The sequence below is a fragment of the Xanthomonas sp. BRIP62418 genome (genome assembly GCF_003993495.1).
Classification (GTDB): Bacteria; Pseudomonadota; Gammaproteobacteria; order Xanthomonadales; family Xanthomonadaceae; genus Xanthomonas; species Xanthomonas euroxanthea.
Genome location: NZ_QEZG01000040.1, coordinates 248544 through 260589, shown reverse-complemented (window position 1 = coordinate 260589; position 12046 = coordinate 248544). Strand labels below are relative to the sequence as shown.

The 12046-nt window shown below is 66.5% G+C and carries 12 protein-coding genes and 1 pseudogene; 5 read left to right on the top strand and 8 right to left on the bottom strand.

Features of this window, described 5'->3' with window-relative positions:
- Positions 1-105 precede the first annotated feature (105 nt).
- Complete coding sequence (locus EO174_RS14140) at positions 106-984, top strand: PhzF family phenazine biosynthesis protein (protein ID WP_126945136.1); 879 nt, start codon at positions 106-108, stop codon at positions 982-984.
- 31 nt (positions 985-1015) lie between these two features.
- On the top strand, positions 1016-1897 hold the full coding sequence (locus tag EO174_RS14135; protein ID WP_126945133.1) for a PhzF family phenazine biosynthesis protein: 882 nt from the start codon (positions 1016-1018) through the stop codon (positions 1895-1897).
- A 126-nt stretch (positions 1898-2023) separates the two neighbouring features.
- Here EO174_RS14135 and EO174_RS14130 read toward each other — a convergent pair whose 3' ends face one another.
- The 5 genes from EO174_RS14130 to EO174_RS14110 all read right to left on the bottom strand — a co-directional run bounded on the left by EO174_RS14130 (position 2024) and on the right by EO174_RS14110 (position 5413).
- A complete protein-coding gene (locus EO174_RS14130) occupies positions 2024-2620 on the bottom strand; it encodes a glycine zipper 2TM domain-containing protein (protein ID WP_164740208.1) in 597 nt (198 codons plus the stop codon).
- Positions 2621-2765: 145 nt separating this feature from the next.
- The gene (locus EO174_RS14125; protein ID WP_104583095.1) at positions 2766-3206 is read right to left on the bottom strand and encodes an OsmC family protein; all 441 of its coding nucleotides are present in this window, start codon (positions 3204-3206) and stop codon (positions 2766-2768) included.
- A gap of 217 nt (positions 3207-3423) precedes the next feature.
- Positions 3424-4371, bottom strand: a complete 948-nt coding sequence (locus tag EO174_RS14120) for an aspartate carbamoyltransferase catalytic subunit (protein ID WP_126945130.1) — start codon at positions 4369-4371, stop codon at positions 3424-3426.
- A 15-nt stretch (positions 4372-4386) separates the two neighbouring features.
- The gene (gene ruvX / locus EO174_RS14115; protein ID WP_104583092.1) at positions 4387-4854 is read right to left on the bottom strand and encodes a Holliday junction resolvase RuvX; all 468 of its coding nucleotides are present in this window, start codon (positions 4852-4854) and stop codon (positions 4387-4389) included.
- Positions 4847-5413 carry a YqgE/AlgH family protein gene (locus EO174_RS14110; protein ID WP_047126906.1) on the bottom strand — a complete coding sequence of 189 codons (567 nt, stop codon included), beginning with the start codon at positions 5411-5413 and terminating at the stop codon, positions 4847-4849. Before EO174_RS14110 ends, ruvX begins: the two co-directional genes overlap by 8 nt.
- A gap of 345 nt (positions 5414-5758) precedes the next feature.
- Between EO174_RS14110 and EO174_RS14105 the strand changes: the two genes are divergently transcribed.
- The 3 genes and pseudogenes from EO174_RS14105 to EO174_RS14095 all read left to right on the top strand — a co-directional run bounded on the left by EO174_RS14105 (position 5759) and on the right by EO174_RS14095 (position 8679).
- A complete protein-coding gene (locus EO174_RS14105; protein ID WP_119127834.1) occupies positions 5759-6298 on the top strand; it encodes a DNA-3-methyladenine glycosylase I in 540 nt (179 codons plus the stop codon).
- Positions 6295-7555: pseudogene (locus tag EO174_RS14100) on the top strand (hypothetical protein). Before EO174_RS14105 ends, EO174_RS14100 begins: the two are co-directional and overlap by 4 nt.
- Before the next feature lie 224 nt (positions 7556-7779).
- Entirely contained in the window at positions 7780-8679 is a 900-nt protein-coding gene (locus EO174_RS14095) for a DUF72 domain-containing protein (RefSeq protein WP_126945127.1), read from the top strand.
- A gap of 13 nt (positions 8680-8692) precedes the next feature.
- Here the strand turns inward: EO174_RS14095 and EO174_RS14090 are convergent, their stop codons facing one another.
- The 3 genes from EO174_RS14090 to EO174_RS14080 form a co-directional block, all read right to left on the bottom strand.
- On the bottom strand, positions 8693-9367 hold the full coding sequence (locus tag EO174_RS14090) for a YitT family protein (RefSeq protein ID WP_164739170.1): 675 nt from the start codon (positions 9365-9367) through the stop codon (positions 8693-8695).
- A gap of 273 nt (positions 9368-9640) precedes the next feature.
- On the bottom strand, positions 9641-10771 hold the full coding sequence (locus EO174_RS14085; RefSeq protein ID WP_016902355.1) for a PilT/PilU family type 4a pilus ATPase: 1131 nt from the start codon (positions 10769-10771) through the stop codon (positions 9641-9643).
- 105 nt (positions 10772-10876) lie between these two features.
- Entirely contained in the window at positions 10877-11914 is a 1038-nt protein-coding gene (locus EO174_RS14080; RefSeq protein WP_104583089.1) for a type IV pilus twitching motility protein PilT, read from the bottom strand.
- Positions 11915-12046: the final 132 nt, after the last annotated feature.

Below are 12046 nucleotides of genomic sequence, written 5' to 3'. Positions count from 1 at the left end.
CATGACCCCGCGTGCGGTCACAGCCTGCCGGCGGCCGCTTCCATCACCGCAACGGTTTGCGCTGCAACCATCCACGCGCATTCCATCGATCGAGATCCATGCCCCATGAGCAAGCACCGCTACCTGCAACTGGATGTCTTCGGCGGCCAGCACGGCAACGGCAATCCGTTGGGCGTGGTGCTCAACGCGCAGGCGTTGTCGTCCGCGCAGATGCAGCAGATCGCCGCGTGGCTGAACCTGTCGGAGACGATTTTTTTCCTGCCGGTCAGCGCGCCCGATGCGGATTACCACATCCGCATCTTCACCCCGCGCGCCGAGTTGCCGTTTGCCGGCCACCCCAGCGTCGGCGCTGCATGGGCGGCGACAACCCACGGGCTGGTGGCGTTCAAGCCGGACGGCCGGATGCGCCAGCAATGTGCGGCGGGCGTGCTGCCGGTGCAGGTGATCGACCGGCATGGCGCCCTGCTGGTGCGGCTGCAGGCACCGCGTGCGCAAGCGATCGAGACCGGCGCGATCCATGCCGCGGCGTTGCACGATGCCTGCGCGGGTCTGCGCGTGGCCGACCACCCGGCCGCTCTCTGGAACAACGGCCCCGGCTGGTGGCTGCTGGAACTGGCCGACGCGCAGGCGGTACGCCAGGCGACGCCCGATTTGTCTGCCATCACCCGCCTGACCCAGGCCAGCGCGGCCACCGGCCTGGCCATCTACGCGCCGCAGGCCAATGGCGACGCGGACCTGGTGGTACGCGCCTTCTGCCCCGGTGACGGCATTGCGGAAGATCCTGTCACCGGCAGTGCCAACGCCTGCATTGCCGCGCGCCTGCACGGCCAGGGCCGCGTGCCGGGCGAGGCGTCGCGCTATGTCGCCAGCCAGGGCCGCGAGGTCGGCCGCGACGGCCGCGTCCACGTGGAGGTGGATCACCAAGGCGAGGTCTGGATCGGCGGAACGACCCGGCAAGTGATCGAAGGCCGCATCGATTGGTAAGCTGCCGCGCCCTGTTCGCGGATCCGCCACCATGACCACCCGCCGCTTCCTGCAACTGGATGTGTTCTCCGCCCGCCCCGGCAGCGGCAACCCGCTGGCAGTGGTGCTGGACGCCGAAGGCCTGGACGATGCCGCGATGCAGGCCATCGCACGCTGGACCAAGCTGCCGGAAACCACCTTCGTGTTTGCGGCGCCGGACGCGCACAGCAGTTATCGGCTGCGGATGTTTTCGCCACAAAAGGAAGTGCCGTTTGCCGGCCACCCCAGCGTGGGCACCGCACATGCGGTGCTGGAGGCCGGCCTGGCCGCGCCCGACGACGGCGTGCTGATCCAGGACGGCATCGCCGGCCAGTTGCCGCTGCGCGTGGAGCAGATCGCAGGCCACCGCAGCATCGCCATCCGCACCCCGCGTGCACGCGTGGCCGAGCAGGTGCAGGCCGACGACCCGCGCCTGCGCGATGCATTGCGCGGCTGGCCCCTCGGCGGGCTGCCGCCCGCGCTGATGGACGGCGGCCGCACCTGGTGGGTGGTGGAACTGGCCAGCGAAGCGGCACTGCGCGGCCTGCAGCCGGATTGGGAGGCGATCGCCGCGCTGGCCGAATCTACCGGCAGCATGGGCGTGTTCGCCTATGCCGGCGCCGCAGCGCCCGGCGCCTACGATCTGGCGGTGCGCGCCTTCGTCGGCAATGGCCGGCGCTTCGAAGATGCCGCCTCCGGCGCGGCCAATGCGGTGCTTGCCGCCTGGCTGGACAGTCGCAACGCATTGCCCGGCAAGGAACGCCGGTATGTGGTCAGCCAGGGCCGCGAGATCGGCTTCGACGCCCTGCTGGAATTGCGCATCGATGCCAATGGTGACGTGTGGTCGGGCGGCCAGGTGCAGACGGTGATTCGCGGCACGCTGGATTGGGCGTGATCGCCGCCTGATCCTGCGGCTGACGCGCGCCTGGGTCGAAACGAAAAACGCTGTGGCCTCCCACAGCGTTTTCGTCATTCAAGCGGCTGATGGAGATCGCCCGAGCACGGCGCGATGCCGCGGCGCTCAGTCGGGACGCACGTCCACGCGTACGCGGATGCGATCGCCCGGGTTGTAGTCGCTACGCGTGTGATAGGTGCGGCCCGCGTATTCGTACGTCACGTCGTAGCCATCGACTCGATCGCGCTCGCGGCGGTAGGACACCGGCTCGCAGACGCTGACATTGCCCTGGTAGTTGCGGTTATTGGCTTCGTAGATCGAGCGGCCTGCCGCGACGCCGGCCATGGTGCCGACAGCGGTACCGACCAGGCGGCCATTGCCGCCACCGACCTGGCTGCCGAGCACCGCACCGGCGATTCCGCCGATCACGCTGGCCACCCCACGATTGGACACGCCGGTCTGGCCGTAGCTGCCGCCATCGCGGTAATAGCCATCGTTGCTGGTGTAGTAGCCGTCGGCCGGGCGGTTGTAGCAACGTTCGCTGCTGCGCTCGTTGTACGTATCGGTGACGATGATCGGGTCCACGCGCACCACCCGCGCATATTCGTAGCGACCATCCTCGTAGTTGCCACGTCCGTTGTAGCCGCCGTCATAGCGCTGCGCGGTTGCATTGCCTGCAACGGCCAGACCCACCACCAGAGCACCAAGCACGAGAGTTTTCATTGCAGCAGCTTCACAGGGAGGACACGCAGCCGATGCTCGGCCTGCGCCAGTGAAACCGCCCTGAACCGAACCGCCCCTGCAAAGCCCTATTCAGGTCGCCGCCAGCTGCGTACGCCGGCCACCATCGCCGGCGCACGCACAGGGATCACGCCTGGTTGGAAAACTCGCTTTCCAGGCTGATCGGCACCGCGCTCAGCGCCTTGGACACCGGGCAGTTCTTCTTGGCGGTGTCGGCCAGCTCGCGGAACTTGGCTTCGTCGATCCCCGGCACCACGGCGGTGAGCTTGAGGCGGATCTGCGACAGCTGCGGGCCGCCTTCCATCGACAGGTCCACGTCTGCACGCGTGTCCAGCGAGGTCGGCGGAAAACCGGCTTCGCTCAGCTGAGCGGACAGCGCCATGGTGAAGCAGCCGGCATGCGCGGCGGCGATCAGTTCTTCCGGGTTGGTGCCCTTCTCGTCGCCGAAGCGGCTGCTGAAGGCGTAGCGGGTCTTGTCCATCAGCCCGCTCTGCGGTGTGCTGAGCTGGCCCTTGCCGGTCTTGAGGTCGCCTTCCCAGTGAGCGGTGGCGTGACGTGAAATACCCATTGCGATCTCCTGCGATGAAAGGAGCGGTCACGATAGGCGAGTGGATGTTATGGCGTGGTGGCTGGAATCGGGAATCGGGAATCGGGAATCGGGAATCGTAAGAGCAGGCCGCGTGCGCGTTCTGATGGCAACGGCTTTGCGAGCGTCTGCGCGAAGACGCTCGGCCGGCGGCGACCGCGACCGCATTGCGGGTCCGCGGCCGCGTTGCTGCGCTCGCTCAGCCGAGCAGGGTTTCCAGTACGGCCATGCGCACCGCCACGCCGTTGGCGACCTGGCGCAGCACGCACGATTGCGCGCCGTCGGCGACTTCGTCGGTGATTTCCACACTGCGGTTGATCGGGCCCGGATGCAGCACGGCAGCGTCACGGCCGGCGCGTGCCAGGCGCTCGCGGGTGAGTCCGTAGTCGGCGTGATACTGCTCCAGCGACGGCACCAGGCCTTCTTCCATGCGCTCGCGCTGCAGGCGCAGCATCATCAAGGCGTCGGCACCGTCCAGCATGGCGTCGAAGTCCTGGCCGACCACGCAACCGTCCAGCATGTCGTCGTCGGGCAGCAGGCTGGCCGGACCGCAGACGCGGATCTCGCCGGCACCCAGCGTGCGCAGTGCATGCAGGTCCGAGCGCGCCACGCGCGAGTGCTTCACGTCGCCGACAATCACCACCTTGAGCTTGGAAAAATCGGTGCCCTTGGCCTGGCGCAGGGTCAGCATGTCGAGCAGGCCCTGGGTGGGATGCGCACTGCGGCCGTCACCGGCATTGATCAGCGCGGTGCCCTCGCCTGCGGCCGCGGCCAGCGCTTCCACCGCACCGTCGTCGGGATGGCGCACCACAAAGCCGCGCACGCCCATCGCCTCGAGGTTCTTCAAGGTGTCGCGTGCGGTCTCGCCCTTGCGGGTCGAGGAGGTCGAGGCATCGAAGTTGAGCACGTCCGCGCCCAGCCGCTGCGCAGCCAGGTGGAACGAGCTGCGCGTGCGCGTGGACGGTTCAAAGAACAGCGTGCACACCGCGGTGCCGGCGAGCACGCTGCGCTTGCCTACGCGCCCCACCGCCGCGTCGCGGATCTGGCCGGCACGATCGAGCAGTTGCAGCAGCGTGGTGCGCGGCAGTCCTTCCAGGGTAAGCAGGTGGCGCAGGCGTCCGTCCGAATCGAGTTGCATGGTGGTCATCGCAGGTCGGGAGTGTCAGGGAAGAAGGGTGGCTTGGTCGGGCGCGGCCAACCAGCGTTCGACGATCACCGCGGCCGCCATCGCGTCCAGCGCCTCGGCATCGCGGCGGCGCTTGCGCCCGTCGGCGCGCTCGCGCGCGAAGCGCTGCGCAGCTTCGACCGAACTGGAGCGCTCGTCGATCAGTACCACCGGCAGCGCATAGCGCTCGCGCAGTTGGCGGGCAAAGGCATGTGCGCGCTTGCGTGCCGGTTGATCCTTGTCGTCCAGAGTGAGCGGGTCGCCGACCACCAGGCCGTCGGGGCGCCATTCCTTGTGCACGCGGTCCAGCGCGACCCAGTCCGGGCCATTCGCATGCACAGGGATGACCGCCACTGCACGCGCACCGGCACCCAATGCGGTACCGACCGCCACGCCGATCCGGCGCGACCCCACGTCGAAGCCCAGCACCGTGCCATCGGGGCGGATCGCGCCCGCCTCAGGCATGCCCGGAATAATCCGTCAGCCGGAACAGATCCACGCCGATGCGCCCGGCAGCGGTCTGCCAGCGATCTTCCAGCGCGGTGGCGAACAGCACGTTGGCGTCCGACGGCGCGGTCAGCCAGCTGTTCTCGCCCAGTTCGAATTCCAGTTGCCCCGCGCCCCAGCCGGCACAGCCCAGCGCCACCAGCGCATTGCGCGGGCCTTCGCCGGCCGCCATGGCTTCGAGAATGTCGCGCGAGGTGGTCAGGTACACGCCCTGCCCCACTTCCAGGCTGGAATCCCAGTCGCGCGCATCGTCGTGAATGACGAAACCGCGCTCCGGGTGCACCGGCCCGCCGCTGAGCACGACCTGCTCACGCAGGTGCTCGTCGACGGTGTCGATGCCCATCTGCGACAGGACCTCGCCCAGGGTGTACTCGGACGGCCGGTTGACCAGCACGCCCATGGCGCCGTTCTCGTCGTGCTGGCAGATCAGCGCGACGCTACGCGAAAAGGTGGGATCGGACAGCGCCGGAAGCGCGATCAGCAGTTGGTTGGCCAGAGGCGTGGGCAAAACGGACATGGCCGCATTCTAGCCGTTCGCTTCGCCGCGCGCAGAGCCGCTGCCATACTTGCTGCACGCGGGCGTCATTGGACTGCCGATGTGGCCGATGGACTTGGACCTTGCAGACGCCACCGATGGTCCGGCAGGCAAGGCCGGCCCATTCAGATTGCTGGCGGCTGCGCAGCGGCCCTACAGGCTGTGCCTTACCGCGATCGATCTGCTCCGGTACGGCAGTCGATCTATCCACCCACGCGTCGCTGTTCGGTCGCTGTGGCCGTGCATCGGATTCCCGGCCACAGCGCCGGCCCTTGGTCCACTCACAGCCGGTCCACCTACAACCGGTCCATCAACAACAGGCATCTCATGAGCGGCTACTGCAGCATCGCCCCAGGCCATCCGGTCCACGGCCATTACCACGATCACGAGTACGGCTTTCCGCAACGCGAGGAGTCCGAGCTGTTCGAGCGCCTGGTGCTGGAGATCAATCAGGCCGGGCTGAGCTGGGAAACCATCCTGCGCAAGCGCGGCAACTTCCAGCGCGCCTACGGCGGCTTCGACGTGGACACGGTGGCGGCCTATGGCGAGAGCGACATCGCACGGCTGCTCGGCGATGCCGGCATCATCCGCAACCGCTTGAAGGTGCTGGCGGCCATCCACAACGCGCAGGTCATCCAGCAGCTGCGCGCCACGCACGGCAGCTTCGCGCAATGGCTGGACGCGCAGCACCCGCTCGACAAAGCCGCCTGGGTCAAGCTGTTCAAGAAGACCTTCCGCTTCACCGGCGGCGAGATCACTGGCGAATTCCTGATGAGCCTGGGCTACCTGCCCGGCGCGCACCATCCCGAGTGCCCGGTATTTGCGGACATTCAGGCACTGTCGCCGCCCTGGATGCGCAGCGCGTGATCAACACCCTGCGTGCCGCGTGCGAGGCGCCAGCACTTCGTGCCGCGGCCACACCGCATCACACCTCTCGCCTGCGCTGCTCGCTGAGCATTGGCGGGTTGCTGATTGCCTTCGCCGCGGCAGTGCCGCAGGCAGACGCGCACAAGGTGCCTGGGCTTTCGCTGACGCAGGTGCTGGACCAGTTGCGCCGTGACATTGCCGCCGTGCCGGCCAGCGACCCCACGCCCATCGACACCGTGATGAAACGCTACGCCGCTACCAGCGGGCAAAGCTTCGACATTGCGAGCCCGGATCCGGCGGAAGACCCATCCGAGGCGGTGCCACCCACGCAGCCGGCCGGCGTCACCGATGCCGAGTGGCACGCGCTGCAAGCCTACCGCACGCGCACCACCAGCGAAGCAGACGATCTCTCCGAGAACCGCAGCCACCACTACACCCTGATCGACCTGGACGAGGACGGCCAACGCGATCTGCTGGATGACGCCTATGTGGGCGGCACCGGTCTATTTACCCAAATCACAGTGCTGCGGGTCATAACGATGGCTTCCGCGCAGCCGCCCCCACGCCCACAGGGACACCAGCGGATATAGGAGCGGACGCTGGATTCAGCATCAGCGGCCGCGGTGGCGACCAAGCGCTGTACTGGCTACGCATCGATGGACGCAGCTATGCGGCCTACCGCGACGGCGATTATTTCCAGGACACGTTGGCCCTGTCGCGCCCGTTGTCGCCGCTGCCCGCCGAGCGCCACCCAACCCAGGTACTGCAGATCCGCTACCCTACCAGCACACGCTGGCGGCGCCGCGCAAGGCTGCTGCCGAGCGCTTGCCCGAGGAACGCCAAGCGGACGACTGGCTGGCGCAACACCCGGCGATGCGTGCCGCGGTAGACACCCAGTTGCAGCACCTGCGCCTGGATGCGCAAGGCCGGCAACGCTCGCCTGATCCAGATGCACGCTGCCCGACGCCCGCCGAGAGCAGCGACCCCGAGCTGCAGGCGCAATGGCCATGGCATGACGCCGGGCATTACACGTTCGACTTTGTCGCCGATCTTGGCGTGCGCCACGGCAGCGACTGCTACGGCGCCAGCGTGGTGGCGTTCCGCAGTAGCTTCCAAAGCGCCAATACCGAGTGCTGCGTGCTGTGGCTCTACGACGCGCCCGGCAACCAGTTTGCGAACCTGCCGCTGCTGTCAACGCGCGAGCGCAGCGGCATTACATTGATCACCGCAGCGCCTGTGGATTCCTCACAAGACTGACCGCACGCAACGCGCCGCCAGCCAGACAGTGATGGCGCACCAGGCGGGTACCGGGGGCGCGCTCCATGCCTACTCCGCGCACCGGCCGCGCCCGCCTTGCAGCGGCGCGATCGTTTCGACAATGCCGTCCCGCTTATCCACTCGCACGCACGCGGCGCACTAGATGACGCGGCCTTGCCGCAGCATCCACGATCACTGCACACCCGTTGCGGCATGGTCGGCACATGAGCATCCGCATCGGCATTTCAGGCTGGCGTTATGCACGCTGGCGCGGCACGTTCTACCCGACTGGCCTGGCCCAGCGGCGCGAGTTGGCCTACGCCGGGCGCTGTTTTCCCAGCGTGGAAATCAATGGCTCGTTCTATTCGCTGCAGCGGCCGGAGAGCTACCAGAGCTGGCATGACGAGACGCCGGACGACTTCGTCTTCGCGGTCAAAGGACCGCGGTTTGTCACGCATATGAAGCGGCTGCGCGATTGCGAACAGGCGCTGGCCAACTTCTTTGCGTCCGGCGTACTGCGGCTGGGGCCAAAGCTAGGGCCGATCCTGTGGCAATTGCCGCCAAGCCTGCGCTTTGACGCAGCGGTGCTGGATGCATTTCTCTCCAACCTGCCGCACGACACCGAGGCGGCACTCACCCTGGCGCGCAAACGCGACACCACCTTGATGCATGGGCGCATGGCCTTGAGCGTCGATCGCAAGCGCCCGCTACGGCATGCGCTGGAAATGCGCCATTCCAGCTTCTGCGACCCGTCCTGCATGAAGCTGCTGCGCAAGCACAAGGTGGGCGTGGTGGTGGCCGACACTGCAGGCAAGTTTCCGTACCTGGAGGATGTCACTGCCGACTTTGTCTACCTGCGGCTGCATGGCGACGCGCAGCTGTATGCCAGCGGCTACAGTGACCACGCTCTGGACCGCTGGGGCGAGCGGATCGCGGCCTGGGCCGCAGGCGGTGAGCCCTCCGATGCGCAGCGTGTCGGGCCGCGTGCCAGCAAGCGCGCGCGGCGCGACGTGTACTGCTATTTCGACAACGACATGAAGGTGCACGCACCGTTCGATGCGCGCGGCCTGATGCAGCGACTGGACCTGCCCACAGACTGCCCGGCGCGCGAGGAGGTCGTGTAATTCCGCTGCGCGCTCACACGCCCATGTAGCGGTGCGGCCGGTGGTTGAACATCAGCACAAGGCTCAGCATCAGCGCGCCAATGGCCGAATACAGTACCTTGTCCGGCGTCAGCACGAAGAACGCGACTAGCATGAGTATCGCATCGAAACTCATCTGCACCTTGCCCGCACTCCAGCCACGCTCGCGCTGCAGGTACACCGCCAGGATGCCGATGCCGCCCAGGCTGCCGCGGTGGCGAATGAAGAACAGAATGCCCAGCCCGGCCAACGCACCGCCCACCACTGCGGCAAACAATGTGCTCATGTGCGCATAGTCGGCCCAACGAGGCAGCAGGTCGGTCAAGGCCCCGCAGGCGCCCACCGCAGCGAAGGTCTTCAAGGTGAATTCCCAGCCCATGCGGCGCACGCTCAACCAATAGAACGGCAGATTGACCAGCACGAACACCAGGCCGAAATTCCAGTGCAACGCGTAGTGCAGCAGGAACGCCACCCCGGCCATGCCACCGATCATCAGGCCGCCCTTGGCAAAGATCGCCAGCCCCAGCGATGCCACCAACGTCGCCAGCACCATGCCTTGCGCATCCTCGGCCACCGAGTGGTGATACGCGTGGTCATCGGCGCTGGTACCGGCCGAATCCGGCGGCGGCGTCAGCGGGCCGGAGGTGAACACGGCACCGTCGTCGGGCAACGGCTCTTGCTCCGGACGGAGATCGGAATCGGGAAGGCTCACGGGTCTGGGCACTGCGGTGGGGTGCGGATATTAGACACTATCGGCGCACCTGGTTACATCTGAAACATCACACCGTCCGCGCCTTCCGCTGCGCCCGTGTCGCTGCGGCGCCATCCGCCGCTGGCATCGCGCACCGGACAGCTGCAGTCAGCAACACGCCGCGCCCGGCGCAGGCCATCCTGCTTCCGCGCATGCCCCGGCCATCGGCCACGGCAGCACGCCTGCAATTGCTCAACGAACCTCGGCGATCTCCACGCCATCCAGTCCCTGGGCCAGGGTCTTGGCGTCGCCGCCCTGCGAGAGCTTGATGCGCAGGCGCACCTCGTTCTGCGAGTCGGCGTAGCGCAGCGCGTCTTCGTAGCTGATTTCGCCGGCCTGGTACAGCTCGAACAGGCTCTGATCGAAGGTGCGCATGCCCAGGTTGGTGGACTCCTTCATGATCTCCTTGAGCTTGTGGATCTCGCCGTCGCGGATGTAGTCCTGCACCAGCGGAGTGCCCAGCATGATCTCCATCGCCACACGCCGGCCGCGACCATCCGGGGTCGGAATCAGCTGCTGCGCGACAACGCCCTTGAGATTGAGCGACAGATCCATCAGCAGCTGGTTGCGCCGGTCTTCCGGGAAGAAGTTGATGATGCGGTCCATCGCCTGGTTGGCGTTGTTGGCGTGCAGGGTGCACAGCACCAGGTGGCCGGTTTCGGCAAAGGCCACGGCGTGATCCATGCCCTCGCGGGTGCGCACCTCGCCGATCATGATCACGTCCGGCGCCTGGCGCAGGGTGTTTTTCAGCGCGTTCTCCCAGCTGTCGGTATCGATGCCGACTTCGCGCTGGGTGATGATGCAGCCCTCGTGCTTGTGCACGAATTCGATCGGGTCTTCGATGGTGATGATGTGCCCGGTGGAATTCTGGTTGCGGTAACCGATCATCGCCGCCAGCGAGGTCGATTTACCGGTACCGGTGGCGCCGACGAAGATGATGATCCCGCGCTTGGTCATCGCCAGCGTCTTGATCACCGGCGGCAGGCTCAACTCCTCCACCGTGGGGATGCGCGTTTCGATCCGGCGCAGCACCATGCCGACCTGGTTGCGCTGGTAGAAGCAGCTCACGCGAAAGCGCCCGACCCCGGACACGCCGATGGCGAAATTGCACTCGTGGGTCTTTTCGAATTCTTCGCGCTGCGACGGCGTCATCACGTTCAGCACCAGGTCGCGACTCTGTTGCGCGGTCAGCGGCGTCTGGGTGATCGGACTGATCTTGCCGTGCACCTTGATCGCCGGCGGCATCCCCGAGGTGATGAACAGATCCGACGCCTTCTGGTGCGCCATCAGCTTGAGGAAGGAGGTGAAGTCGATGGTGCTCATGGCGTGCTCCTCGGGAGCAGGGAGTCGGGAGTGGAGATTCGGGATTCGCAAGAGCGGGGTCCGGTCCGGGAGCCGCCGTTGCGAATCCCGAATCCCGAATCCCGGCTACTCGAATATCCGCTTGTCCTTGGCGTATTCGCGTGCCTGGTTGCGCGTGATCAGGCTGCGCTTGACCAGGTCCTGCAGATGCTGGTCCAGCGTCTGCATGCCGTATTGCTGGCCGGTCTGGATCGAGGAGTACATCTGCGCCACCTTGTCCTCGCGGATCAGGTTACGGATGGCCGGGGTGCCGACCATGATTTCCCAGGCGGCGGTGCGCCCGCCGCCCACTTTCTTGAGCAATGCCTGCGAAATCACCGCACGCAGCGATTCGGACAGCATCGAGCGCACCATCGGCTTTTCGCCGGCCGGGAACACGTCGATGATGCGGTCGATGGTCTTGGCCGCCGAGCTGGTGTGCAGGGTGCCGAACACCAGGTGGCCGGTTTCGGCGGCGGTCAACGCCAGGCGGATGGTTTCCAGGTCGCGCAATTCGCCGACCAGGATGATGTCCGGGTCTTCGCGCAGCGCCGAGCGCAGCGCCTCGTTGAAGCCGTGCGTGTCGCGGTGCACTTCGCGCTGGTTGATCAGGCACTTCTGCGAGGTATGCACGAATTCGATCGGATCCTCGACGGTGAGGATGTGGCCGTATTCGTTCTTGTTGATGTAGTCGATCATGCCGGCGAGCGTGGTCGACTTGCCCGAACCGGTCGGGCCGGTGACCAGGATCAGGCCCTGCGGCTGGTCGATCAGCTGGCGGAAGATCGGCGGGCAGCCCAGGTCCTCCAGCGTCAGCACTTCGGACGGAATGGTACGGAACACCGCACCGGCGCCGCGGTTCTGGTTGAACGCATTGACGCGGAAGCGCGCCAGCGACGTGATCTCGAACGAGAAGTCGACCTCGAGGAATTCCTCGTAATCGCGACGCTGCTTGTCCGACATGATGTCGTAGACCAGCGCGTGCACCTGCTTGTGGTCCAGGGCCGGAATATTGATGCGACGGACATCGCCATCGACACGGATCATCGGCGGCAAGCCAGCCGACAGATGCAGGTCCGATGCCTTGTTCTTGACAGAAAACGCCAATAGTTCAGCGATATCCATGCGCTGCTTTTCCCCTAGGCTGCGATTGGAAGTTACTCCCCAAGCGGCAGTATAGCGTTCTGGCTGCCGGCGGGAAGCGGCGCGCGGCCGGTTCAGGCCGGCACCATCGGGCGGGCCTGAAGGCGTTGGTTT